Source organism: Reyranella massiliensis 521 (assembly GCF_000312425.1).
Classification (GTDB): domain Bacteria; phylum Pseudomonadota; class Alphaproteobacteria; order Reyranellales; family Reyranellaceae; genus Reyranella; species Reyranella massiliensis.
Genome location: NZ_HE997181.1, coordinates 895,284 through 920,025 on the forward strand (window position 1 = coordinate 895,284; position 24,742 = coordinate 920,025).

Here is a 24,742-nt window from a genome sequence, read left to right on the forward strand (position 1 = left end):
GCTCAGTCCGGCGTGTCGCCCAGCCGATAGACCATCTGCGGCTGGTCGATATCCTTCAGCAGATGCCGCCCAAGCGGCCGAACGGCCTCGCGGGGCAGCAACTCCGCGACCGCCTGCGACAGCACGATCGGGCAGCCTGCGACGGCTGCGATCTTTTCCAGTCTCGCGGCGTAGTTCACCGCAGGCCCGATCACCGTGAAATCGAGACGCTGGCTGGCGCCGATATTTCCGAACATCACCTCGCCGAGGTGGAGCGCCAAGCCGAACCTCAAGGCCTGCTCGCCGGCGGCGACTCGGCCGCCGTTCAGCGCTGCAATCGATTGCGCGGCCGCGGAGGCTGCATGTACCGCACGGCCCACGGTCGCTGCCCGCCCGGCAGGATCGGGGACAGGCAGCATCGCCAGCATGGCGTCGCCCATGAACTTCAGGATCTCGCCGCCGGCCGACGTGACGGCCGCCCCCATGGCGCCGAAATAGTCGTTGAGCAGGCAGATGACGGAGTCCCGCGGCAGGACGTCGGACGTGCGCGTGAAGCCGCGCAGGTCGCAGTACCAGATGACCGCCTCCATCGTCTGACCTTCGCCGCGCTTCACCTCGCCGGCGAGGATGCGCTCGCCGGCGGCGCGGCCGACATAGGCGTCGAGCAGGTTGGTCGCCATGTCGCGCAGGGAATGCGTCTCGACGATGCGCGTGAAGGCGAAGTGCAGCAGGTACAGGCGATCGAGGTCGCTGCCGGTGAAGCCGCCCGGCCGGTCGGAAACGATGCTGAGCGCGTCGATATGGCCGCCGGTGAAGAAGAGGGGCAGCGCCACGTAGTCCGTCGCGCCCTCGCTCTTGAGCTGGCGCAGCACGGGAGCCTGCAGCTCCTCACCCTCCAGTCGGACGCGGACGATCTTGCGGTGCTGGTAGACGGCCGGCAGCGGGTTGTCGAGATAGTCGGCTCCGTCCTGGAATCCGTGCGGTACCGAACCCACCTCCACGCCACGGTCCCGTCGCCAGAAATAGCCCTTGCCCGAGAATTCCGGATGCAACGTGCGCTGGAAGTAGGCGAGCCGGTAGAGCGGCAGTCCAGCGGCCACAATCTGCTCGCCCGTGGCGGCGATCAGTTCAGTTGTGTCGGATATCCGATAGGCTTCGGTGACGAACCAGTGAGCCAGTGGATCGTCATAGACGCGGGACAGGGTCTCTTCGTCCATGGCCTATCATACAGCCCGCCGAAGAGCGGGCCTACGGGCATGGCGAAGAGCCGAGTCTACTCCGCTGCGGCGAGGCGCTGGTTCTGCTGGGCGGCGATCTTGGCGCGAGCCAGATCCTCGCCGCGGCGCTTGTTGACGGCGGCACCGCCGCCCGCCGTCTCGGCGAACAGCGAGAGCTTGTCCATGTCGTCGTCCATGACAGGCTGCAGCGCGAGGTCGGTGTACTCGTGGCGCTTGGGGTCGTTCTTGACGCGCTGACCGATGCGCCAGCCCTGCCAGGCCAGGCGGCCATAGATCTTGAGCTTCCGCACGGTCTCGACGGCCAGCTTCCAGTGGAACACGCCGATAGGCTCGATCGGCATGCCGTAGCGGCGGTCGCGGCGGTACTTCATGCGGACCACGCCGCCTTCGAGCGGGTGGATTCCCTCGGCCTCGAACATGATCTTGAACATGGTCATGAACTGAGCCGGCTCGGCCGGATTGCGGCCGGGGATCGAGCCATGGCGCTTGGCCACCGTCTCGATGTGCTCGGGCGTGTAGTAGGTGCGCCAGGCGTCGCGATAAGTCTGGTCGTACTCCGCATCGCTCATCTTCGGATGATGCACGACGCGGTGGTGGAGGTCGTACTTGTTGAGGTCCGGGTCCATCCACACGCCCTGTTTCCAGAGCGTCTGGTGATCTTCGGAACCCGGCAGCGGCGTGAGCATGAACAGCTCGAGGATGTCGAGCGGCAGCTCCTTCTTGATGATCTCCATGTCGCGCAGGATCGATTCGCGCGTATCGCCCGGGAAACCCAGGATGTAACCGGCCCAGGTCGAGGCGCCGCTGGTGTGCCAGGCCTGCAGCATCTTGCGATATTCGGTGATCTTGTTCTGGCGCTTCTTGGCAGCCAGAAGATTGTCCGGGTTGACGTTCTCGAGCCCGATGAACACACGATAGACGCCGGCCCAGCGCGCTTTGTGGATGAAGTTGGGGATGCGATGGCACTGGGTGTCGACCTGAATGATCAGCGACACGCAGATGCCTTCGTTCTCGCGCAGCTCGATCAGCCGGTCGAAGAAGGCTTCCCAATGCTTGTTGCGGGCCATGTTGTCGTCGGTGATGAAGAACGACGTGATGCCCTGCTTGTAGTTCTCGCGAACGATCGCCTCGAGGTCGTCGGGCGTCCGGAAGCGGCTCTTGCGGCCCTGCACGTTGATGATGGTGCAGAACGAGCACTGGAACGGGCAGCCGCGGCCGAGGTCGAAGCTCGACTTGCGGCCCTCGTTGCGCGCCAGCGCCGCCGGCGGCAGATGCGGCGTCGGCGCTGCTTCGATGCCCGGTAGATCGTCCATGTAGTTGTAGAGAGACTTCAGCGTGCCGTTCCAGGCGTCGCGCAGAACTTCGTCGAGCCGGCTTTCCTCGGCTTCGCCGGCATAGATCGAGACGCCCATGTCCATCGCCGCCTGGATCTCGGGCGGGATGACGGGGAGCATCGAAAGGCAGCCGGCGGCATGGAAGCCGCCCATGGCGACCGAGAAGCCGCCCTTGATGAACTGACGGGCGAGATCGGTTGCGCGCGGGAACTGGTTGCTCTGTACGCCGACCAGGCAGATCAGGGCCCTGTCACCGCTGCGTTCGATATCGCGCATGATGCGATCCGCGCGCACACGCGTGTTGGTCTCGTCGAAGGGTTTGATGACGATGTCGACATCAGGGCCCAGAACCTGGCGCCGTCGGCAGTCGTCGCCGAGACCATAGAGGGCGGCCAACGTGTTGGACGGAATATGCGACCGCAGCCACGTGATGGGATAGCCATCATCATCGTAGTGCGTCGGCTTGATCAGGATTAGCTGAAAGGTAGTACGCTTCACGACACCGCCCATCGCGGACTTCTCCAAGGCAAAACCCCGCGTGCGGTCCACTTTGCGCTTTTACCGCTTGACGGCATCCCGTTGCACAATGCGCTCAGCTGCTTCGTAACGCAACTGCGAGAACGCAGTTTCACACCGAGTAGTGATTCAATAGAACCACTAGCTTTAGGGTTATGAGGCCCCTGAGCCTGCCCATTAGTGCCTAAGGGGCATACCGAGGAGATTATTGCAGTCTGTGACCTGAAAGCGCAGCCTGCCCTAGCCCCGAGGCCACAAGACAAAAGCTCAGGGGAGGGGAACGAACAAGACGTGAGCCTCATCGCGCGCGTGCCGGCGTTGGCGCCTTTCCGGATCCGCAGTTTCCGCTTCCAGTGGCCTTCCGATCTCCTGGCCTCTTGGGCTTTCGAAATGGAAACCGTCATCTTGGGCTGGTTCGTCCTGGTGGCGACAGACTCGGTTCTGGCCTTGGCGGTGTTCGGCTCGCTGCAGTTCCTGGGCACGCTGATTTCGCCCCTGTTCGGCATGGCGGGCGACCGCATCGGCAATCGGTCGGTCCTGTTGCTGATGCGCTTCACCTACCTGGTGCTGGCATCGTCCCTGATGGTTCTGTTTCTGACCGACCTGGCCAGTCCGGTGCCGGTGTTCGTGCTGGCCACGATCATGGGGCTGGTGCGCCCGTCGGATATCACCCTGCGCAACCTGATCGTCGGGGAGACCATGCCGGCCGACTATCTGATGCGCGCCATGGGCGTATCCCGCACCACGGCGGATTCGGCGCGTGTCGTGGGCGCTCTGTCCGGTGCGGCCCTGGTCGCGGCCCTGGGCTCTGGCAAGGCCTATATCGCGGTCTGCGGCGTCTATGCGCTCTGCCTTGCGCTCACCTTCGGTGTCGGCATCCGGCGTCTGCGTGTCCTCGGAGAGAACGAGGTGATGCTCTCACCGCTGCGTGCCCTGCGCGAAGGCTTCGCCTATGTCTGGTCGACGCCGGTCGTGCGGTCGGTGATGCTGCTGGCCTTCCTGGTGAACTTTGCGGCCTATCCTTTGGTTGGCTCGCTGCTGGCCTACGTCGCGAAGGACGTCTATGGCCTCGACCAGACGGGCTTGGGATGGCTGATCGCAAGCTTCGCCGGCGGCGCACTCGCCGGCTCGATCACCATCTCGATGTATGGCGCTCACGTCAGACCGGCACGCACCATGCTCGTCTGCATAGTGATCTGGCTTTCGCTCAATCTGGCCTTCTCGTGGACCACGACGCCGCTTGCCGGTGAGGCGGTTCTCTTCGTCGCAGGATTCGCGCAGAGCTTTTGCATGATCCCCATGGCGGTGATCCTGCTCAGGGTCACCAATCCCGCGTTGCGGGGCTGCGTCATGGGCGTGCGTATGCTTGCCGTTTATGGCTTGCCGATGGGCCTGCTGCTGTCGGGGCCGATCGTCGAGCGCGCGGGCTTCGCCGTCACCGGCACGCTCTACAGTGCGCTCGGCATCGTGTTCACCCTGGCCATCGGCTTCTACTGGCGAGCCGAACTCTGGGATCGCGCTGCGCCCGTGAACGAACGGTAGGGGCAACCTGCCGGATTGCGGGGCGTTTTCCCGGGATGAAACGCCATTTCGTCAATGTCGCGCTGCTAATGCTGGTTGCTTTAGCTGCGACCGCGGCTCCCGCGGTTGGCCAGTCTATTCCGCCCTCCGCGACCGAAGACGAACGGCGCAGCATCTATACGATCCAGATCGAGAACGACGTCTTCAATCGCCTCTGGCCTTCCGATCGCGACTACACGAGCGGCGTACGGGTCGGCTGGCTATCTCCTGCGATCACCGAAATGTCGCCAGGCTTCGTGGCCCTCACGACCGTGCCGACTTTCCTTGGCGAGGCCAAGCCCGACTCGGTAATCCGTCGCTTCGCGCTCTCTGTCGGCCAGGCGATGTATACGCCCGAGAACGTGTTTACGTCGCAGCCGATCTACAATGATCGGCCCTATGCCGCCTGGCTCTATGCGAGCTTTGCCCTGCAATACACCTACAAGCGGCACGATTCGAAGACGGGCGTCGACGAGCCGATCCGGCTCGACACCCTGCAGCTCGACGTTGGCGTGATTGGTCCCGCGGCTGGCGGAGAGTTCGTGCAGAACAACTTCCACACCCTGATCGGTGTTTCGCAGAGCTACGGCTGGGCCAATCAGCTCCACAACGAGCCGACGCTTGGGCTCACTTTCGAGCGGCGCTGGCGCACCGGCCGTGCCGTGCTGATCGAAGACCCGAAGCTCGAGGTCGATTTCATTCCGCGTATCGGCGCGTCGCTTGGCAATGTCGCTACCTACGCCGGTGTCGGGGGCACGGCGCGCATCGGCAAGAATCTGCGCGACGACTTCGGTCCGACGCGCGCCCGGCCCGCCCTGCCGGGCTCCGAAGCGTTCATCGGCGATGGCAGTTTCGGCTGGTATCTGTTTGCCGGGTTCGACGGTACGGCCGTTGCCCGGAACATCTTCCTCGACGGCAATACGGACGGGAACAGCCTGCGTGTCTCGCATCGGCCGTTCGTCGGCGAGCTGCAGTTCGGGCTCGCTATTCTCTATCGTGGGATGCGCCTGTCCTACACGCAGGTGCTGCGGACCCCGGAGTTCTTCGAACGCGACCGCTTCCAGCAGTTCGGGTCGCTCAACCTGACCTTTCGATACTGAGATTAGAGGAATAAGCCCGGTCGGAGCCCCTTGCGGGTCACCGACCGGGCGCTGCAGCTTGTTAGCCGAGGTTCTTTTCGGCGAACGACCAGTTGGCGAGCTTGTCGAGCCAAGCCTGGATGTGGTCGGGGCGACGGTTCTGGAAATCGAGGTAGTAGGCATGCTCCCAAACGTCGGCGACGAGGAGCGGCGTGCCGCCATGAGCGATCGGCGTGTCGGCATTGGCCGTCGTCTCGATCTTGAGCTTGCCGTCCTTGCCCTTCACCAACCAGGCCCAGCCGCTGCCGAACTGGCCGACGGCCGCCGCCTTGAAGGCAGCCTTGAAGGCATCGAGGCCGCCGAAGCTGTCGTCCAGCGCGGCCTTGATCTTGCCGGTGGGCTCGCCGCCCTTGGGCGCCATCGAATCCCAATAGAAGGTGTGGTTCCAGATCTGGGCGGCGTTGTTGAAAATTGCCTTGCCCTTCTCGTCCTTGGCCGACTTCTTGATGACGTCCTCAAGGGACATCTCCGCGTAGGGCGTGCCGGCTGCCAGCTCGTTCAGCTTGTCGACATAGGCCTTGTGATGCTTGCCGTAATGGAACGAAATGGTGTTGGCGGAAACGACCGGCGCCAGTGCGTCGTCAGCGTAGGGCAGCGGCGGCAAGGTGAAATTGGGCTTGGCTTTGTCGAGTGGCATGACGCGTATCCTTACGGCTAGCCCGGAATCTCCCGGGCGGGCGGCGTTCGATATGAACGTTCTGAATCATAAGACGTCGCGGGTGGCGATGACGTTGCGGTTTTTACCGCAACCTGGGTGAAAAGGTCGCGTTTGCCATATTGCGGGTCGGGTTTTATGCGGAATTTCGCCGGGCCGGGGGCAGTCTCCGGCAGGTACATCCGCGCGCGCGCCGTTTTTCCAGCGAACGGTTATTACTTGCGCACTCTTCGGTTGCGTCGGTTGTTTTCATGAGTATCTGTAAGAACCTACTCATCAAAGAGGAGGTTCGCCGTGAAGGGCAATCCACAGATCATCGCCGAACTGAACAAGCTCCTGAAGAACGAGCTGACGGCGATCAATCAGTACTTCCTCCACGCCCGTATGATGAAGCACTGGGGCTTCGAGCGTCTCGGCAAGAAGATCTACGAAGAGTCGATCGGCGAGATGAAGCACGCCGACAAGCTGATCCAGCGCATTCTCCTGCTCGACGGCCTGCCCAATCTGCAGGACCTCGGAAAGCTGGCGGTCGGCGAGACGGTGCCCGAGTGCCTGCAGGCCGATCTCAAGCTCGAGACCGCGGCGCGCACGGCACTGGTCGCGGCGGTAACTCATTGCGAGACGGCCAAGGACTATGTCAGCCGCGAGATCGTGGTCGACATCCTCGAGGATGCCGAGGAGCATATCGACTTTCTGGAAACGGAAATCGGCCTGCTCGAGAAGGTGGGCGAGCAGAATTATCTGCAGACGCAGATCGGCGAAGGCAAGGATCCGGACTGACGAGCCGCGCTCGTCAGTCTGCAGCCAAGAGAGTCTGGGTCGTCCGTTCGTGGGCGATCGTGTGGGCAATACGCTCGCGCATGTCGCAGGCGCAGGTCCCGCATTGGGGGCTCTTGCCGCAGGCACGGAAGACATCGGAGGGGCGACGGGCTCCCGCCCGGACAGCAGCGTCGACTTCGCGTTCCCGAATGGCCTTGCAGATGCAGATGTACATGCCTGGCGGCGTTCCCATGCTCTTGCGACTTACTCGCAGGCGCAAAGATAGGGTGCCGCCCCGGGCCGGTCAAGCCCGCCCGGAAAGGCCGCCTAAAAGCCCTTTAGGCGGTACTTTTCCAGCTTTTCCCGCAAGGCATCCTCGATCGGATGGGGGGTCTTGCCCTTGAGTCGGACCATCGTCATCTCGGCCGCGACGATGCACAGATCGTCCTTGAAGGCGGCAGAGGCGACCGTGACGGAGCTGGTGCCGACTTTCAGGACACCTGTTCCCAGCGCGATCTGGCCCGGCCAATGCGATTCCGCCAGGAAGCTCACCGTCATGCCGGCCGAGATGCCGCGCACGCCGTCTTCGCCGCGCTGCATCATGCCCATGTCGCGGCTGAAGGTGAGTCTGGCCGTTTCGAGATAGGCACAGAGCGCCACATTGTTGATGTGGCCGGCGGCATCCTGGTCGGAGAAGCGAACGGTGTCGCTGCACCAGTGCGGATAGATCGATCGATCCTGCAAACGTTTGTCGCGTGACATAGGCGAAGTGTAGCATTTCACCGCCATGGCACACCCGATCTTCACCGAAGAGCACGACCTCATCCGCGCCCAGCTGCGGCGCTTCGTCGACGAGCGGGTGAAGCCGCACGGGCCCCAGTGGGAAGAGGCGGGGTTCGTGCCGCGCGACGTGTTGGCGCAAATGGGCGAGCTTGGCTTCTTCGGCCTGCGCGTCCCCGAGGCGCTGGGCGGAGCGGGCCTCGATGCGCGGGCATCGGTGGTGCTGGCCGAGGAGGTCGGACGATCGACCCATGGCGGCTTCGCCATCACCGTGCTGGTGCACACCGACATGGCGAGCCCGCACCTCGTCCGCTTCGGCACCAAGAGGCAGCTCGAAAAGTACCTGCCTGGCATCATCGCCGGGAAGACGATTACCGCCGTCGGCGTCACCGAACCCGGCGCCGGATCGGACGTCGCCGGCATCCGCACCCGCGCCGTGCGCGACGGCAACCATTACGTCCTGAACGGCGCCAAGATGTTCATCACCAACGGCGTCCATGGCGATCTCTACTTCATCGCCGCCAAGACCGATCCCGAGGCCAAGGGCTCGCGCGCCATCACCATCTTCATCGTCGAGAAAGGCATGCCGGGCTTCAAGGTCGGTCGCGCGCTCGACAAGACCGGCTGGCGCAGCTCCGATACGGCAGAGCTGATTTTCGAGGATTGCCGTGTACCGGCAGAGAACGTGCTGGGCGAGGAGAATCGCGGCTTCTATTCGATCATGGCCAACTTCCAGACCGAGCGGCTGGTGATCGGCGCGATGGCGATGGCCGAAGCGCGGGAGGCCATTCGCCTGACCTTCGATCATGTCAGCCAGCGCATCGCCTTCGGCAAGCCGCTCTGGGACAAGCAGGCAATCCGTCAACGCCTGTCGCGCCGGCTGGCCGAGGTCGAAGCGGCACGACAGCTTGTCCATCACACGGCCTGGCTCGATGCCCAGGGCACCGACTGCGTCGCGCAGGTGTCGATGGTGAAGGCGCTGGCCGGCGATCTCGTGAACGAGGTGCTTTACGACTGCGTACAGTTCCACGGCGGCATGGGCTTCGTGCGCGAGACGCCGGTCGAACGCATGTCGCGCGACGCCCGCGTCCAGGCGATCGGCGGCGGCGCTTCGGAGGTCATGCTGGAAGAGATCGCCAAACGCTTCGGCGCTGCGCTGGCCGATTGAGGAATGTCTAGTTCGGGGCGACCTGGAACGGCCCGATGGCGCTGATGGCGCAGTCGATGCCGCCGGATTGGGTACAGATACGCAGGGCTTCGGCCTTTGCTTCGCCTTCGCTTTCTTTGCCGCTGACGATTCCCACTTGGCCATTGCCCGAAAGCGCGACGGCCCGCCAGTCGTTGGCGATCAGATACTGGTCGAGCGCCTGACGCTGATCGGGCGTGATGTTCGCGAGATCCTGCGGGACGAAGACATTGACGGGCCGCATCGTCTGCGGCGTACGTACGAGCGTTTCGTTGTTCAGGGCGTAGACGACGCAGGGCCGCCCCGTCAGGTGGCCGCAGATCTGCAGATTACGCCGAATGGCATCCTCGTTGTTCTGGCTCGGCGTCCACCAGTCGAAGCGGCCGTGTCCCAGGACGAGCGCCCGGCTGCGATCCGATTTCAGATAGTTTTCCTCGAGCTTCTTGCGTGCCGGCGTATGGAGCAATGGCGCCGTCGTGGGATCGAAGGGGATCGGCGGGTTGGGGCGCAGGGCCGGAATGTAGGGTGCGGGCGGCATGGCCGGCGGTCGGAACGACCAGACGACATTGTTGCCGACGGCGTAAAGCATGCAGCGGTCATAGTCGCGCACGAGGGGAACGTCGCGCTGCACGGCCTTGTTGCACTCCTCGAGGGCAACACGCCGGGCCGTGGCATCGTCGATGCGGCGTGTCGCCATGGCGAAGATGCCGCGGACATTCAGCGCGAACGCCTTGGAATCGGCGGCGCTGGCATAGTTTTCGAGCGCCCGCGACCGGAAGTCGGGAACGAACGGCACTTCCTTGGGGACAAACAGGCGCGGCTGAGCGGGAGCGGTCGGCCGCGGCGCTGGAGGTGCGGCAGAAGCTGCAGGCGGCGTCGCGGCAGGAGGCGCCGCTCCGGCGGCGACGGCGGGGGGAGACGTGGTCGGCGTCGCAGAGGTCGGCTCGGCTATCTGTACTGCACCGGAGGCAGGCCCCTGGCGCAGATAGAAGGTGCCGCCGACTGCGGCGACAGCCAAGGCCGCAACGATGCCGCTCATGAGCAGCAGGCGCGAGCGCGGGCTTGCCTTGGCCGCCCCTCGCGCGGGATGAGCGGGGGCAGGCTTGCTGCCATCCAGGGTCAACCTGTAGGCATGGATCGGTCGCGGGATGTTCTTGACGTGCTGGTCGCCGATGTCTTCGGCGCCCAGCATCAGCTTGCCGGTGATCTGCTCGTAGACCGACGAGGATACGCAGATGCCGCCGGTGGTGGCGATCGATTCCAGCCGCACGGCGACGTTGACTGCATCGCCCATCAGATCGTCGCCGCTCTCGACGATGTCGCCGAGATTGATGCCGATGCGCAGGTTGAGCTGCTCGTCCTCGCCGGCCGTCGCATTGGCCGAGCGCATTGCTTCCTGGATCTCGAGTGCAGCGCGTACCGCTTCGACAGGACTTGCGAATTCGGCAAGCAGTCCGTCGCCGGTCAACTTGAAGACGCGGCCACGATGATGTCGGATGAGCATGCCGGCGATATCCATGCGGGCACCGAGCAGCGCAAGCGCATGCTCCTCGTCGCGTGCCGACATGGTGCTGAAGGCCACGACATCGATCGCAATGATCGTGGTAAGCCGCCGGACAAGGTTGGTATCGCTCATCGGTTCTGTGCTCCATTCGCAGGCTACCACAGCGGGCGGCGGAGGACATGCTTGCGTGGCGGCCGCGGCTCTGCGAAGACCGGGGCCATGCAGTCCGAAAACCCCCGCTATTGGGAAGATTACGACGTCGGCACGAAGTATCCCTTGGGCTCGACCAGCTTCACAGCCGACGAAATTGTCGAGTTCGCTCGCCAGTTCGATCCGCAGAGCTTCCATGTCGACGCCGAGGCCGCCAAGGCGTCGCTGTTCGGTGGTCTGGTGGCCTCGGGCTGGCATGTAGCGGCAAAACTGATGCGGCTGTTCGTCGACAATTACGTCGACAAGCGCACAGCGCTGGGCTCGCCCGGCCTCGACGAATTGCGCTGGCTGAAGCCGGTACGGCCCGGCGACGTGCTGACCGCGTGGGTCGAATGCGCATCCAAGGTACCGTCGAAGAGCCGCCCCAGCATGGGCGTCATCCATGAGCATTGGAGCGCCACTAATCAGAACGGTGAGTTGGTAATGACAGCTAAGGGGATCAACATGGTGCGCCGGAGGCCGGCATGAAGCAGCCAGTGAAGGGCCTCGACCATGTCGTGGTGATGGTCGACGGCATCGATGCTGCCGAGGCGGCCTATACCAAGCTCGGCTTCCAGGTTCAGCCACGTGGCTTTCACAAGAAGCTCGGCACGGCCAACCATCTGATGATCTTCGACACCGATTATTTCGAGATCCTCGGTATCGTCGAAGACACGGAATTCAACGCCGAGCGGCGCGAGTGGCTGAAGGCCGGCGGCGGGCTTGCCAATGTGGCGCTGGCGACCGACGGCGCCGATCTCGCGTTCGAGGCCTTCAAGGCTGCCGGACTCAACCCCGACGAGCCGCTGTCGTTTGATCGGGCCGTCGAAATCGACGGCAAGACGGAGCTTGCCAAGTTCCGCACGGTCCGCATACCCAAGACCAACATGCCGGTGGTCGGCTTTTTCGTCTGCGATCACCTCACGCCGCAATTCGTCTACCGGCCGGAATGGGCAAAACACCCCAACGGCGCTCGCGGCATCCTGGGCGTGACGGTGATCGCCGAGCAGCCTGCCAAGTGGGCACCCGAACTCGAGAAGTACTTCGGCGAAGGCTCAACGAAGCGGCAGGGCGAGGGGCTGGTGGCCAATACGGGGACCCAGCCGATCCACTACCTTTCGCGCAAAGACTACATGGCGCGCTATCCGGGCATCACGCCGGTCAGGCCCGGCGACCATCCGGCGCTGTTGAGCGTGCGGGTCGAGAATCTCGCGGCCTGCGAAGCCTTGCTGCAGAAGAACGGCGTCGAATTTCTGAAGCCCGATTCCGGACGCCTCATTGTGCCGCCGTCGGAGGCTGCCCATCTCACTCTCGAATTTGCGGAGCGTTAGTCTTTCAATGGCGTTCGATCTTGCCGATCGCGGCATCTACGGTTTCTCGACCTCTGAAAATCTCCGCTTCGCCGATGTGGATGCCAATGGCCACATCAACAATGGCTCCTTTCTCGAACTGCTTGAGAATGCCCGCGTTTCCTACTTGCGCCAGATCGTTCGTACGGGCCTGCCGCGCTTCCGGATGGTGGTCGGCCGCATCGAAGCCGATTTCAAGCGGCAGATGTTCTACCCGGGCGTCGCGACGGCCTGCGCCCGCTTGATCGAGTCGCACGAGCGCAAGTGCGTGATTGGGCAGGGACTGTTCGACGGCGAGGGGAATTGCACGGCCGTCCAACGCGTGCTCATGGTGTCGCTCGATGAGAAGACCCATCGCAGCACGCCCTTCGAGCCGGCGGTACGCGCCATGATCGACCAGCTCGCCGCCTCCAGGGATGGATTGACCGCATGACAGCCGAAGCTCCCGCCGGTGTTCCAGAGGGCTTCCGCAGGCTCGCGGTGCCCGATCAATTTGTGGCGCTGGCGGGGCCGCTCTGGGTCAAGGCCGAAGCCGACGGCCTGCGGGTCGGCCTGCCGCTGGAGGATCGCCACGGCAATCCAATGGGCTGGGCTCATGGCGGGCTGCTGGTCACGGTGGCCGACATGGTCATGGGGCTGGGCTCGGGCTTCGCCACGGGGATTTACTGGCCGCATCCGACGATTTCGCTCACCAGCGAATTCGTGCGCGGCGCCAAGCTCGGCCAGTGGCTGGAAGGCAAGGCGCGCATTGCACGGCGTACCGTCAATTTCTGCTTTGCAAGCTGCGACCTCGTTTGCGGTGGCGAGATCGTTCTGGTGTCGTCCGGCGTCTTCAAAGTGCCTGACGTCGACAAGATCCCCGAGCAGTTCCAGACCGCGGCGCTGTCGCCACCCTGGAAGATCTGACCGACGCTATTTCTTCTTCCGCCGGTAGATCCGGTAACGGTCGAAGTCCATGAGGTGTTCGTAGTTCTCGAAGGCGTCAGCGAACACTCGATTCTGCAGAAAGTATTCGAGGTAGTCGAACTCCTTGCCCTGGCAGCGCGGCACGCCGGCGATGCGGTCGACGATCAAGAGATCCGGATGCTCGCGGGCGAAATCCTCGCTCACCGTATCGAACACGAACTTTTCGGAATCGCCCATCGTATCGGGCGGATTGTAAAGGGCAGGGAAGTCGTCGCAGGTCGCGTAGACGCCCTGCAGCACCCACATGGTGAGAAACCGCGTGGTCATGCGGCCGTTGACGTAGTTCACCATCGGCCAGAATGGATAGATGCCCGGCGACAGGACCAGGAACGTGCGGTGCGGTGCGTTCTGCTCGATGATGTGCTGCAGCCGGCCGCCGATCGACTCCTCGAACTGCCGCTGCTTGTAGAAGGGCGGCGTGTAGAGCGCGGCCTGGAAGTAGAGCAAAACCATCAGAGTGGCGCAGATCACCGCCACGGGCAGGCGGTGGGCGCTGCGGCTGATCGGGAGGTAACGGTCGACGGTCTGCGAGACGGTGAGAGCAGCCAGCAGGATCGCCGCCGAGAGCGCCGGCAGCACGTGATAGGGCCAACCCTTGGCCTGCCCGATGGCCGAGAGCGCGGCGCCGATGCCGAAGACGACCAGCACGCGGGCTGCGACAGTCTTGGTGAACAGAGTGGCTAGCAGGCCGAAGATCAGCAGCGCCAGCAACGTGGGGCCCAGCACATTGCTGGTCAGCACCTCGCGCCAGCCCGACTCACCGATCGGGGCATAGGACTCTATGGCCAGGGGCAGGACGAACCGGCCGAAGTCGGGGAACAGCGTGTACATCGACACGAGATGCGCCACCGCCAACAGGCCGATGGCCCAGGGAATGGGATCAGTCAGCGTGGCGCGCCAGCCCCGGCGTGTCAGTAGATAGAGCTCCACCGTCGCTGGAATGGCGAGATAGTGCGGCTTCATCGCGAGTGCCAGGCCGGCGACGATGCCGACGGCGATGCTGGCCGTTCGGGTCGGGCTCACCCCTTCGGCGCGTGCCATCGAGGCAATCAGATAGGGGGCACAGGCCACGAACATGATGTGTTCGCGCTGGCCAAAATGCTCGTTGGGCAGCACCGAGAACAAGAACAGCAGCACCGGCGGCAGCAGGGCTTCGGTGAGTGCATGGTCCGCCGAAGGCACCAGATGCACGAGGCGGCGGCACGCCCAGAAGGAGGCGAAGATACCGGCAACCACCCAGGCCGTGAACCAGAAAGCCACCGTTCCGGGCAGGATCTTCGCCGTCAGGACCGGCAGGCCATGAATGACGAAGGTCAGCGGCAGGTTTTCGTCGAGGACCTCGACATAGAGCTTTTCGCCGCCGATCCACCGTGTCGACACGTCCAGGATGGCAGCGACGTCGTGGTTGATCGGCGGGAAGAAATATCCGGTCAGCCACAGCACTGGCAGGATAAACAAGGGCGCCAGCAGCAGTCTCTCGATGCGCGGCGGAATGGTCGGGGGTTTGGTCGTAGCGGTTGGCAAGGCCCGGCGAAGATATCATAAGCAGGCGACAAGACGAGACTTCCGGAGGGGCTTCACGGCGTGGAGCGGGCTGAATACGAGCGCATGCACGCGGTCGAGGACCGCATGTGGTGGTATCGCGGCCTGCGGGCGCTGGCGGCGAGCGAACTCGCGCGGGCCCTGGCGCGCTCGGCGGCGGCTGGCCCCGTCCTCGATGCGGGATGCGGTACGGGCGGCATGTTGCGCGTTTTGGGGGCAACCACAGGAGGGCGGCCGACGTTCGGGCTGGAATATGACGCAATCGCTGCATCGCTGGCGGCAGCCAAGGCGGGGCGCCCCGTGGCTTCGGGTTCGGTCAACGAAATGCCACTGGGGGATGCCACGCTGGCCGGCTACGTTTCGCTCGATGTGCTGTGTCATGGTGGCGTCGAGCCGGGGCGTGCCCTGAAAGAGGCGCATCGCTGCCTTCGGCCCGGCGCGATCGCCGTCTTCAATTTGCCGGCCTATGGCTGGATGTTGTCTGCGCATGACAAGCGCGTACACAATGTCCGTCGCTTCACGCGAGGCCAGGTCGGGGCCTTGCTTTCCGCGCACGGTTTCCGTGTCCTTCGTTCGAGCTACTGGAACACCTTCTTGTTTCCTCTCATGCTTCTTCATCGACTGATCGAACGCGACGACGCCGAAAGCGACGTGCGCGACTATCCGGCCTGGCTCGATGCGATCTTTTCGACTGCCCTCGCGGTTGAGCGTGCCCTCATTGGAATGGGTCTCAACCTGCCGTTCGGCGGTTCCCTGATCGTCGTGGCGGCGCGCAATGAGTGAATCAGCTCTGCCGGCTCCGGCCCTGTCGATTGTCGTGCCGGTGTACAACGGTGCGGCAACGGTCGGAGATCTGGTCAAGGCGTTGCGCGCGCTGGACATCGAGGGCGGCCTCGAGATCGTGCTGGCCGTCGATGGCAGCCCCGACAACAGCCTCGACGTCTGCAAGAGGCTGGCTCAGGAACCCGGCGCGCCCGTCATCGTCCTGTCGCTCAGCCGCAACTTCGGCGAGCACAACGCCGTCATGGCCGGCCTGTCGCGGGCCCGTGGCGCCTTCGCCATCACGATGGATGACGACTTGCAGAATCCGCCGGAGGAAGTGAAGCGTCTCTTCGAGCATGCGCGCGACGGTGGCTACGATGCGGTCTACACCTATTACGAAGAGAAGAAGCATGCAGCGTGGCGCAATCTCGGCAGCCGGTTCACCAACTGGTGTGCCGACCGGCTGATCGACAAACCACCGGGGCTCTACCTGTCGAGCTTCCGCTGTATCTCGGCCTTCGTGCGCGAACGCATCACGGCGAGCTACGAGGGGCCCTATCCTTACGTCGACGGGCTGGTCTTCCAGGTGACGCAGAATGTCGGCCGCCTGCAGGTCAGCCATCTGCCGCGCGCCGAAGGCCGCTCGAACTATACGCTGCGCCGCCTGATCCGGCTGTGGCTTTCGATGTTCCTGAACTTCTCGGTGATGCCGCTTCGGCTCGCCACCCTGCTGGGCCTGGGCTTCGGCGCGCTGGGTGCTTTGGCGGCCGTGATCGTCGTGGTCGAAGCAATCATTTCCGACAGGCCGCCACAGGGCTGGGCGTCGTTGATGGTCGCTGTCCTCGTGCTGGCGGGCGTGCAGCTCGTGGTGCTCGGCATGATCGGCGAATATCTCGGCCGCATGTTCCTGGCCGTCAATCGCAAGCCGCAATATCTCGTCCGCGAGGTCTTCCGTCGCGGTGCGGAAGGTCTCGAAGTCGAGAGACCGAAGGTCGACACGCGAGCGGCCGGGCAGCCGCATCGCGAACCGTCGCAAAGGGAGAGCGGGCGATGACGATCTATTATGTGGCGCTGGGAATCGGCATTCTGGCCGGAATCGGTGGCCAGATGCTGCTGAAAGCCGGCGCCGACGCCCCCGATTTCGTGGCGCAGCTCCTGCGTCCCTCGACCATCGCAGGACTGGCGCTCTATGGCTCCGCGGCATTTCTCTACATCGTCGCGCTGCGCAAAATTCCGGTTTCGGTCGCCTTTCCCAGCGTGTCGCTCTCCTATGCGATCGTTGCAGTGCTTGGGCACTTCCTTTTTGGTGAACCCTTCGGCATCAAGCAGATTGGCGGCATTGCCCTGATCGTGGGCGGCGTCGTGTTGATCAACCAGAGCTGAGGGCCGGGCCGTGGATTACGAGCAGATCAAGTACGAGAAGAACAAGGACATCCTCACCATCACGCTGAACCGGCCGGACAAGCTCAACGCCTTCACGGGCAAGATGCTGTCGGAACTGCTGGACGCGATGGATCGCTCCGATCGCGACGACGACATTCGGGCGGTGGTCTTCACCGGGGCGGGCCGCGGCTTCTGCGCCGGTGCCGATCTCTCCGGCGGCGCCAACACCTTCAATGCCGAGAATCGCGGACCGGTCGATCCGGGCCTCGATGGTCATCGCGACGGCGGCGGCCTCTTCACCCTGCGCCTCTACGAATCGCTCAAGCCCACGATTGCCGCCTGCAACGGGCCGGCGGTCGGCGTCGGCATCACCATGCAGCTCGCCATGGACGTACGGCTGGCGTCGGAAGCAGCGCGCTACGGCTTCGTCTTCACGCGCCGCGCCATCGTCATGGAAGCCTGTTCGAGTTGGTTCCTGCCGCGCCTCGTCGGACCACAGCAGGCGCTGGAATGGGTGATGACCGGCCGGGTCTTCTCGGCCGAGGAAGCCCTGAACGGCCGGCTGGTCCGGTCGGTGCACAAGCCCGACGATCTGCTGCCATCGGCCTATGCCCTGGCGCGCGAGATCGCCGACAACACGGCCCCCGTCTCCGTCGCGCTCAACCGGCACATGATCTGGAAGATGCTGGGCGCCGACCATCCGATGGAAGCGCACAAGGTCGACTCCAAGGGCATCTATTCGCGCGGCAAGTCGGCTGACGTGAAGGAGGGCGTGGTCGCCTTCCTGGAGAAGCGCCCCGCGAAGTTCCCCATGAAGGTGAGCGACGGCATGCCGTCCTTCTTCCCCTGGTGGCAGGAGCGGCCCTTCAAGTAGGGCCCGGTCGGGTTGCCCCTCCCGGAGGCTTGCGGCAAGCTGCCGAAAAACAAGTCTTCACGGAGGGAACGATGATCAAGCTGCAGATGCGGCGGCGGACGCTTTTGGCCGCCGCGCCGATGGTGATGGCTGCGCCCTACGTGGCACGAGCGCAAGGCAAGCCCGAGAAGAGCAAGGTGGTGCTCGCCGTCGGCGGCAAGTCGGCACTCTACTACCTGTCGCTCACGATCGCCGAGCGCAAGGGGTTCTTCAAGGAAGCGGGCCTCGACGTCGAGATCAACGATTTCCAGGGTGGCGCCAAATCCTTGCAGGCCCTGATGGGCGGCAGCGCCGACGTGGTCGCCGGCGCCTACGAGCACACGATCCGCATGCAGCAGCGCGGCCAGCCGATCGTGGGCTTCGCCCTGATCGGCCGCGGCATGCAGCTCGCCATCGGGCTGCGCAACGACGTCGCCGCCAAGGTGAAGGGGCCTGCCGACATCAAGGGCCTGAAGTTCGGCGTTACGGCGCCGGGCTCGCAGACCAACATGCTGGTGAACTTCTGGGCGGCCAAGGGCGGCTTGAAGGCAACCGACATCGTGGCGATCGGCGTCGGCGCCGGGGCCTCTGTGGTGGCGGCCATCGAGAAGGGCGAGGTCGACGGCGTGTCTCAGTCCGATCCGGCGCTGACGATCCTGCAGGAGAAGAAGCTCATCAAGATCATGCTCGACACGCGGACCATGAAGGGGAACCAGGAACTGTTCGGCGGGGCTTTCCCAGCGGCCTGCCTCTATGCCCAGCCCGAGCTTCTGACGAAGACCCCGAACACAGCGCAGGCGCTGGCGACGGGGATCGTGCGTGCCAACGAATGGCTGCAGAAGGCCTCGCCTGCCGAGGTCGCGAACTCCGTGCCCGAGGCCTATCTGCTGGGCGACCGTGCGGTCTACGAGAAGTCGTTTGCGGGCGTCCGCGAGACGATCTCGCCGGACGGGCTGATGCCTCCCGGTGCCATGGAGAATGCACTGAAGTTCCTGGCCGACGGTGATCCCAAGATCGCGGCGGATATCGGCAAGATCAAACTTGCCGACACCTGGACCAACGAGTTGGCGCAGCGCGCTGGCAAGCGCAGTTAGCCCGCCGTGACGCCGACTGACGTGCCGGCCTTGTCGCTGGCCGATATCACCTGCCGCTTCGCCGCCCGGGACGGGGCAAGCGAACCCTATACCGCCGTCGCCAATGCGACGCTGAACGTGGCAAAGGGCGAGTTCGTCTCGGTGGTCGGCCCGACCGGCTGTGGCAAGTCGACCTTGCTGAACGTTGCGGCGGGCCTGCTCGCGCCCTCGTCGGGAACCGTCGATGTGTTTGGCGAAAGGCTGGTCGCGGCGGAGGGCGTCAACCGGCGGGCAGGCTACATGTTCCAGGCCGATGCGCTGATGCCGTGGCGCACCGGCATCGACAATGTAATCGCGGGCCTCGAATTTCGCGGCGTGCCGCGCGGCGACGCGATTGCCCAGGGCGAGGCGTGGTTGCGCCGGGTCGGTCTGGCGGGCTTCGGCGATCGCTATCCGCACCAGATGTCAGGCGGCATGCGCAAGCGGCTGGCGCTGGCACAGACGCTGATTCTCAGCCCCGACATCCTGCTCATGGACGAGCCCTTCTCGGCGCTCGACGTGCAGACGCGCCAGCTCATGGAGAACGAGCTGCTGGCGCTCTGGGCGGAGGACCGCAAGTCCGTCCTCTTCATCACCCACGACCTAGAAGAGGCGATCGCGCTGTCCGATCGCGTCGTCGTGTTGTCGGCTGGCCCGGCGACCCTGCCCATCGGAGACTTCAGGGTCGACCTGCCGCGGCCGCGCGACGTATCGGAGATCCGCATGACGCCGGCTTTCCTGACGCTCCATCGCGAAATCTGGGCGGCCATGAAGGAAGAAGTCCTGAAGGCCTATGCCGCGCAGAAGGTTGCCTGAGATGCGTCTGCGTATCCTGCAAGTCCTCGTTCTCGGCCTGCTGATCGTCTTCTGGTACCTGATGACGGCGCCCGGCCTGATCCCGCCCTTTTATTTCGACAAGCCCAATCGGGCGGCGTTCTTCTTCGGCGAACCGCAGAAGGTCTTCTGGGTGATCGTCGACTGGTTCGCGACCGGCGAGATATTCCGCCATCTCGGCATCACGCTGCTCGAAACGGCGTTGGGCTTCGTGATCGGCGCCGCTTTCGGTCTCGGCATCGGCCTGTGGCTGGCGCTGTCCCCGACCGCTTCGGCGGTGATGGATCCCTACATCAAGGGCTTCAATTCGATGCCGCGCGTCGTTCTGGCGCCCATCTTCGCGGTCTGGTTCGGGCTCGGCATCTGGTCGAAGGTCGCGCTGGGCGTCACGCTCGTCTTCTTCGTCGTGTTCTTCAACGTCTACCAGGGCGTGCGCGAGGTCAGTCCCAACCTGATTGCCAATGCCCGCATGCTGGGCGCGTCGAGCCGTCAGCTCCTGCGTTCGATCTATCTGCCCAGCGCCATGAGCTGGGTGTTCGCGAGCCTGCACAATGCTGTGGGTCTGGCTTTCGTCGGCGCCGTGGTCGGTGAATATCTCGGCTCCTCGATGGGCGTCGGCTATCTGATCCTGCAGGCCGAGGGGACCTTCGACATCAACACCGTCTTTGCCGGCATCCTGGTGCTGACGGCGTTTGCACTGGCACTCGATGGCGCGGTCGGCGCCGTCGAGCGGCGCCTGATGACCTGGCAACCCAGGGCCAGCGAGACCGAGAAGGTCTAGGCGCTACTTGCCCGTAAAACGCGCGGCGCGCTTCTCGAGAAAGTGCGCCACGCCCTCCTTGAAGTCGGAGGTCTGGAACGAGAGCTCCATCTCGTAGTTCGCCTGGGTGGTCGCTTCGGCCAGCGTCTGGAACTCAGCTTCCCAAAGCTGCCGCTTCATCACGGCGACCGAGCGCGGCGAGACGGTGTTGGCGAGCAGGGTCGCGTAGGCCCGCGTCTCGGCCATCAGCTTGTCGTCCGGGATAACGCGGTTGACCAGGCCGAGCGCCAGCGCTTCCGGTGCGCGGAACTTGCGAGCGGAGCAAAGAAGGTCGAGCGCGGCAGGGAGGCCCACCAGCCGCGGCAGCAGCCAGCTTATGCCGTGCTCGGCAATGAGGCCGCGCTGGGCGAAGGCGGTCGTAAAGACGGCGGACTCACCCGCGAATCGTAGATCGGCGTAGAGCGGGATGACCATGCCGAGGCCTGCCGCCGGACCATTGATTGCAGCAATGATGAATTTCGGGATGGCCGGAAAGTACGAGTAGTTCATTTTGAACTCGGCCAGAGTGCTGCCCCCTGGCAGGGTTTCCTGGGCCTTGGATGAGCGGTCGGTCGAGGCACCGGCCCCAATAGCTTGTAGGCCGCCCATATCGGCGCCGGCGCAGAAGCCGCGACCCGAACCGGTCAGGATAATGGCACGAACGTCCGGATCTGCCCCCGCCTTGTGCATGGCGTCCTTCAGGTCGAGGTGCATCTGACGCGTCCAGGCATTTAGCTTTTCTGGACGGTTCAGCGAGATCGTGCAGATGTGGTCCGCGACGTCGTACAGGACGGTTTCATATGCCATCCGGGGGTCTCCTCATGTGCATTCTTGTGGATGGCATGATGAGCAAAAGCCCGCGACGATACAATTGGGACGCCATAGGCGGCGGGCAAGTGCCCTCGCTCGCCCATGATCGCGACAAGGGGGACGCTGGCTTTGAAAATTGCTGCCGGTGAATAAATTGGTGGTATATTGCAGTCAGACGGCAATAAATAGGGCAGAGGTTGGAAATGGCTAAAAGGGAATTCGCTCACCCGAACGAGATGCATAAGCACGTGGGCCAGGAAATTGGGGTGAGCGACTGGGTCGAGATTACACAGGAGAGGATCAACCTCTTTGCCGATGCGACCGGCGACCATCAGTGGATCCATGTCGATGTCGAGCGGGCCAAGAAGGACATGCCGGGTGGCAAGACTATTGCTCACGGCTTCCTGACGCTTTCGCTGATCCCGATGCTCAATCACCAGATCTCGCACATCAACAACGTTCGCAACGGCATCAATTACGGTTGCAACAAGGTTCGCTTCACCAGCCCGGTGCAGGCCGGGGCGAGGGTGCGGGCCCGTGCCAAGCTGATCGCTGCCGATCCGATGGACAAGGGCGGCGTGCGGCTGACCAATCAGGTGACGATTGAAATCGAGGGGCAGGAGCGCCCGGCCTGTGTGGCCGAGACCATGTCCATCGTGTACGGCACCTGAGGACCAGCCCTTGCTGAAACGCGAAGAACTGACCTCGGAGCGGATCGACCAGATCGTCGCCGATGCCCATGCCGCCGGCTACCACTTCTTCCTCTCGTCCGAGGCCCGTGAAGCAAGCCTGAAGGAAACGCTCACGCGTTACCGGCCAGGCGAAGAGGTCTGGGTGTTTGCCTATGGTTCCTTGATGTGGAACCCGGCCTTCGAATTCATGGAAGCCACGCCCTGCTCGATCGAGGGCTGGCGTCGGTCCTTCTGTTTCTGGGTGCCTCTTGGACGTGGCACGCCGGAACTTCCCGGCCTGATGTTGGCGCTCGAAGGCGGGGGAGCCTGCGAAGGCATTGCCTACCGTCTGGCCCCCCATCAGGTGCATAGCGAACTCGGCATTCTCTGGAACCGCGAGATGCTGTCGGGCGTCTATCAGCCCCGCTGGGTGCCGGCTGTGCTTCGCGACGGTCGTGCCGTCACCGCGGTAACCTTCGTCGTCGATCCACAGCACTGCCAGTATTGCGGCGATCTGCCGATCGATCGCGCGGCCCATCACATCGCCTTCGCGGAGGGGCGTCGCGGCCCCTGTCGCGATTATCTCGCCAATACGGTCGAGCATGCCCGGTCCCTCGGCATCAACGATCCCTACCTCGAAGAGCTGGCGACGCGCGTCGCTGATCTGCGGGGCGAGCCGGTGCTGGTCGCAGGGCAAGTCAACGGTGTGGCGGCCGGCCAGGCCTGACCTCGCCTCTCGGAAGCGGCCGTAACGGCCGGGATGATATGGTTCAGGGCCTGTGACATAGTCGCGATGTGACTGCACTCGTCGACCGGTGGCTCGCGCTGCCGCCCAACCTGCGTGGCATTCTCTGGGTCGGCCTGTCAGGCATCCTGTTTGCGCTGCTGAACGTCTTTACGCTGATTCCGGCGCAGCATCTCAATCCCTATGTGATGGCGTTCCTGCGCTATCTCTTCGGCGCGATGTTCCTGTTGCCGATCGTGTTCCGGCTGGGCCTCCATCGCGCCCTGCACACCAATCGCCTGGGTCTGCACGTCTCGCGCGGCGCCATCCATACCGTCGGCATGTTCCTGTGGTTCATCGCGCTGCCGCTCACCACCCTGGCGGAGATCACCGCGCTGGGCTTTACCGGGCCGATCTTCGTCACCATCGGTGCGGCATTGTTCCTCCGCGAAGATGTGCGGATGCGGCGCTGGATGGCTGTCTTCGTTGGCTTCATCGGCGCCATGATCATCATCCGGCCGGGTTTCAGCGCACTGCATCTCGGCGTGCTCTGCATTCTGATCTCGACCCCGATCTTCTCGGCATCGAACCTGATCTCCAAGGCATTGGCGCGTACGGATTCGGCCAATACGATCGTCATCTGGCAGAACATCGTCATCGTGATCTGCGCGCTGCCGGTTGCCCTGTGGTTCTGGCAGACGCCGCAGTGGACCGACATCGGCTGGTTCCTGGCGGCGGGCCTCGCGGGCACTCTGGGGCATCTCTGCCAGCAACGCGGCTACCAGCTTGCCGACATCACCCTGTTGCAGCCCATCGGCTTCCTGTCCCTGATCTGGAACACGATGCTGGGCTACTTCCTGTTCTTCCAGCAGCCCGATGTCTGGACCTTTGTCGGCGCGGCCGTGATCTTCGCCAGCGCCATGTACATCTCCCACCGCGAGGCGGTGCGGCGGGCGCAGATCAAGACGGCGAGTTCGCAGGCCAACCCGGAGGCCTGAAGCTCGGCCTTCAGCCGCCCGTCACGCTCATGTGGCGGGGGACGGCGGGGCCGGTGTGGCGGCGGTCGATGATGAAATCGTGCCCCTTGGGCTTGCGCGCGATCGCCTCGGTGATGGCCCGATCGAGAATTTCATCGCTCTCGGAGGCGCGCAATGGCGCGCGCAGATCGGCGGCGTCCTCCTGACCCAGGCACATGTAGAGCGTGCCGGTGCAGGTGAGGCGCACGCGATTGCAGCTTTCGCAGAAATTATGGGTGAGCGGCGTGATGAAGCCCAGCCGGCCGCCGGTCTCCTCGACACGGAAGTAGCGAGCCGGCCCGCCCGTCCGGTAGTCGGTTTCGCTGAGGGTGAAGTGCTTGGCGATATCGGCGCGCGCCAATGACAACGGCAGGTACTGATCGAGCCGCGCCGCCTCGCCGATCTCGCCCATGGGCATGACCTCAATCAGAACCAGATCCATGCCACGGCCGTGGCTCCAGCGGATCAGCTCTTCGAACTCCATGTCATTGACGCCACGCAGCGCCACCGCATTGATCTTGATAGCGAGCCCCGCGCGCTGCGCCGCATCGAGGCCGCGCATTACCTGGTCGAGATCGCCCCATCGCGTGAGCTGCCGAAACTTGTCGCGATCGAGCGTGTCCATCGAGACGTTGACGCGGCGAACGCCGATATCGGCCAGCTCCTGGGCATACTTGCCGAGCTGGCTGCCGTTGGTGGTGAGAGTGAGTTCCTCCAGGGCGCCCGATTCCAGGTGCCGGCCCAGCCCACGGAACAGCGACATCACGTTCTTGCGCACCAGCGGCTCGCCGCCGGTCATGCGCAGCTTCTTGACGCCACGGCGCACGAAGGCCGTGCAGAGCCTTTCCAGCTCCTCCAGCGACAGGACTTCCGACTTCGGCAGGAAGGTCATGTCCTCGGCCATGCAGTAGACGCAGCGGAAATCGCAGCGGTCTGTCACCGATACGCGCAGATAGGAAATATGCCGGCCGAACGGGTCGATCATGGAACTTCTATTGCAGGACGTTCCGATAATGGGCATGCCTCAGAGCCCCTGCAAGGGG

The 24,742-nt window shown here is 64.0% G+C and carries 27 protein-coding genes; 18 read left to right on the plus strand and 9 right to left on the minus strand.

The window, feature by feature from the left end; translation table 11 throughout:
* Positions 1-2: 2 nt before the first annotated feature.
* Positions 3-1,196: an adenylate/guanylate cyclase domain-containing protein gene (locus BN60_RS04375; protein WP_020694779.1), complete on the minus strand. Its 1,194-nt coding sequence runs from the start codon at positions 1,194-1,196 to the stop codon at positions 3-5.
* Positions 1,197-1,252: 56 nt separating this feature from the next.
* Entirely contained in the window at positions 1,253-3,061 is a 1,809-nt protein-coding gene (locus BN60_RS04380) for a B12-binding domain-containing radical SAM protein (protein ID WP_020694780.1), read from the minus strand.
* 297 nt (positions 3,062-3,358) lie between these two features.
* Between BN60_RS04380 and BN60_RS04385 the strand changes: the two genes are divergently transcribed.
* Positions 3,359-4,609 (plus strand): MFS transporter, encoded by a 1,251-nt coding sequence (locus BN60_RS04385; protein ID WP_020694781.1) that lies wholly within the window; start codon positions 3,359-3,361, stop codon positions 4,607-4,609.
* A gap of 35 nt (positions 4,610-4,644) precedes the next feature.
* Complete coding sequence (locus tag BN60_RS04390; protein WP_020694782.1) at positions 4,645-5,727, plus strand: lipid A deacylase LpxR family protein; 1,083 nt, start codon at positions 4,645-4,647, stop codon at positions 5,725-5,727.
* Positions 5,728-5,788: 61 nt separating this feature from the next.
* Here BN60_RS04390 and BN60_RS04395 read toward each other — a convergent pair whose 3' ends face one another.
* On the minus strand, positions 5,789-6,403 hold the full coding sequence (locus tag BN60_RS04395) for a superoxide dismutase (protein WP_020694783.1): 615 nt from the start codon (positions 6,401-6,403) through the stop codon (positions 5,789-5,791).
* A gap of 312 nt (positions 6,404-6,715) precedes the next feature.
* On the opposite strand from BN60_RS04395, the gene bfr reads away from it, so the two are divergent.
* Positions 6,716-7,201: a bacterioferritin gene (gene bfr, locus BN60_RS04400; protein ID WP_020694784.1), complete on the plus strand. Its 486-nt coding sequence runs from the start codon at positions 6,716-6,718 to the stop codon at positions 7,199-7,201.
* A 13-nt stretch (positions 7,202-7,214) separates the two neighbouring features.
* On the opposite strand, the gene BN60_RS31780 is transcribed toward bfr, so the two are convergent.
* On the minus strand, positions 7,215-7,433 hold the full coding sequence (locus BN60_RS31780) for a (2Fe-2S)-binding protein (RefSeq protein WP_215905879.1): 219 nt from the start codon (positions 7,431-7,433) through the stop codon (positions 7,215-7,217).
* Positions 7,434-7,507: 74 nt separating this feature from the next.
* The gene (locus tag BN60_RS04405; protein WP_020694785.1) at positions 7,508-7,942 is read right to left on the minus strand and encodes an acyl-CoA thioesterase; all 435 of its coding nucleotides are present in this window, start codon (positions 7,940-7,942) and stop codon (positions 7,508-7,510) included.
* A 25-nt stretch (positions 7,943-7,967) separates the two neighbouring features.
* Between BN60_RS04405 and BN60_RS04410 the strand changes: the two genes are divergently transcribed.
* A complete protein-coding gene (locus BN60_RS04410; RefSeq protein WP_020694786.1) occupies positions 7,968-9,128 on the plus strand; it encodes an acyl-CoA dehydrogenase family protein in 1,161 nt (386 codons plus the stop codon).
* A gap of 7 nt (positions 9,129-9,135) precedes the next feature.
* Here the strand turns inward: BN60_RS04410 and BN60_RS04415 are convergent, their stop codons facing one another.
* Positions 9,136-10,782: an adenylate/guanylate cyclase domain-containing protein gene (locus BN60_RS04415; protein ID WP_020694787.1), complete on the minus strand. Its 1,647-nt coding sequence runs from the start codon at positions 10,780-10,782 to the stop codon at positions 9,136-9,138.
* Positions 10,783-10,869: 87 nt separating this feature from the next.
* Here BN60_RS04415 and BN60_RS04420 point away from each other — a divergent pair, with 87 nt between their 5' ends.
* From BN60_RS04420 to BN60_RS04435, 4 genes are read left to right on the plus strand one after another with little or no spacing between them, the layout of a single operon-like run.
* Positions 10,870-11,328 carry a MaoC family dehydratase gene (locus BN60_RS04420; protein WP_043284783.1) on the plus strand — a complete coding sequence of 153 codons (459 nt, stop codon included), beginning with the start codon at positions 10,870-10,872 and terminating at the stop codon, positions 11,326-11,328.
* On the plus strand, positions 11,325-12,170 hold the full coding sequence (locus tag BN60_RS28560; RefSeq protein WP_020694789.1) for a VOC family protein: 846 nt from the start codon (positions 11,325-11,327) through the stop codon (positions 12,168-12,170). The genes BN60_RS04420 and BN60_RS28560 overlap by 4 nt, the downstream gene beginning before the upstream one ends.
* A gap of 7 nt (positions 12,171-12,177) precedes the next feature.
* On the plus strand, positions 12,178-12,621 hold the full coding sequence (locus BN60_RS04430) for an acyl-CoA thioesterase (protein WP_020694790.1): 444 nt from the start codon (positions 12,178-12,180) through the stop codon (positions 12,619-12,621).
* Positions 12,618-13,094, plus strand: coding sequence for a PaaI family thioesterase (locus BN60_RS04435; RefSeq protein WP_020694791.1), 477 nt, complete (start codon positions 12,618-12,620; stop codon positions 13,092-13,094). Before BN60_RS04430 ends, BN60_RS04435 begins: the two co-directional genes overlap by 4 nt.
* Before the next feature lie 6 nt (positions 13,095-13,100).
* Here the strand turns inward: BN60_RS04435 and BN60_RS04440 are convergent, their stop codons facing one another.
* Positions 13,101-14,678, minus strand: coding sequence for a hypothetical protein (locus BN60_RS04440; RefSeq protein ID WP_020694792.1), 1,578 nt, complete (start codon positions 14,676-14,678; stop codon positions 13,101-13,103).
* Between the two features lie 60 nt (positions 14,679-14,738).
* Here BN60_RS04440 and BN60_RS04445 point away from each other — a divergent pair, with 60 nt between their 5' ends.
* From BN60_RS04445 to BN60_RS04475, 7 genes are all read left to right on the plus strand, one after another.
* A complete protein-coding gene (locus BN60_RS04445) occupies positions 14,739-15,479 on the plus strand; it encodes a class I SAM-dependent methyltransferase (protein ID WP_215905880.1) in 741 nt (246 codons plus the stop codon).
* Positions 15,472-16,512, plus strand: coding sequence for a glycosyltransferase family 2 protein (locus BN60_RS04450; RefSeq protein WP_020694794.1), 1,041 nt, complete (start codon positions 15,472-15,474; stop codon positions 16,510-16,512). The genes BN60_RS04445 and BN60_RS04450 overlap by 8 nt, the downstream gene beginning before the upstream one ends.
* Complete coding sequence (locus tag BN60_RS04455; protein ID WP_020694795.1) at positions 16,509-16,841, plus strand: DMT family transporter; 333 nt, start codon at positions 16,509-16,511, stop codon at positions 16,839-16,841. Before BN60_RS04450 ends, BN60_RS04455 begins: the two co-directional genes overlap by 4 nt.
* A gap of 10 nt (positions 16,842-16,851) precedes the next feature.
* Entirely contained in the window at positions 16,852-17,715 is an 864-nt protein-coding gene (locus tag BN60_RS04460) for a crotonase/enoyl-CoA hydratase family protein (RefSeq protein ID WP_020694796.1), read from the plus strand.
* 71 nt (positions 17,716-17,786) lie between these two features.
* The gene (locus BN60_RS04465; RefSeq protein WP_020694797.1) at positions 17,787-18,827 is read left to right on the plus strand and encodes an ABC transporter substrate-binding protein; all 1,041 of its coding nucleotides are present in this window, start codon (positions 17,787-17,789) and stop codon (positions 18,825-18,827) included.
* Positions 18,828-18,833: 6 nt separating this feature from the next.
* Entirely contained in the window at positions 18,834-19,661 is an 828-nt protein-coding gene (locus BN60_RS04470) for an ABC transporter ATP-binding protein (protein ID WP_202949784.1), read from the plus strand.
* Positions 19,654-20,460: an ABC transporter permease gene (locus BN60_RS04475; protein WP_425357821.1), complete on the plus strand. Its 807-nt coding sequence runs from the start codon at positions 19,654-19,656 to the stop codon at positions 20,458-20,460. Before BN60_RS04470 ends, BN60_RS04475 begins: the two co-directional genes overlap by 8 nt.
* Positions 20,461-20,463: 3 nt before the next feature.
* Here the strand turns inward: BN60_RS04475 and BN60_RS04480 are convergent, their stop codons facing one another.
* Positions 20,464-21,285 carry an enoyl-CoA hydratase gene (locus tag BN60_RS04480; RefSeq protein ID WP_020694800.1) on the minus strand — a complete coding sequence of 274 codons (822 nt, stop codon included), beginning with the start codon at positions 21,283-21,285 and terminating at the stop codon, positions 20,464-20,466.
* A 239-nt stretch (positions 21,286-21,524) separates the two neighbouring features.
* On the opposite strand from BN60_RS04480, the gene BN60_RS04485 reads away from it, so the two are divergent.
* The 3 genes from BN60_RS04485 (at position 21,525) to BN60_RS04495 (ending at position 23,681) form a co-directional block, all read left to right on the plus strand.
* Positions 21,525-21,959: a MaoC family dehydratase gene (locus BN60_RS04485; protein WP_043283630.1), complete on the plus strand. Its 435-nt coding sequence runs from the start codon at positions 21,525-21,527 to the stop codon at positions 21,957-21,959.
* 10 nt (positions 21,960-21,969) lie between these two features.
* Positions 21,970-22,686, plus strand: coding sequence for a gamma-glutamylcyclotransferase (locus tag BN60_RS04490; protein ID WP_020694802.1), 717 nt, complete (start codon positions 21,970-21,972; stop codon positions 22,684-22,686).
* 68 nt (positions 22,687-22,754) lie between these two features.
* A complete protein-coding gene (locus tag BN60_RS04495) occupies positions 22,755-23,681 on the plus strand; it encodes a DMT family transporter (protein WP_020694803.1) in 927 nt (308 codons plus the stop codon).
* Between the two features lie 10 nt (positions 23,682-23,691).
* On the opposite strand, the gene moaA is transcribed toward BN60_RS04495, so the two are convergent.
* Entirely contained in the window at positions 23,692-24,720 is a 1,029-nt protein-coding gene (moaA, locus tag BN60_RS04500; protein ID WP_051150085.1) for a GTP 3',8-cyclase MoaA, read from the minus strand.
* Positions 24,721-24,742 lie beyond the last annotated feature (22 nt).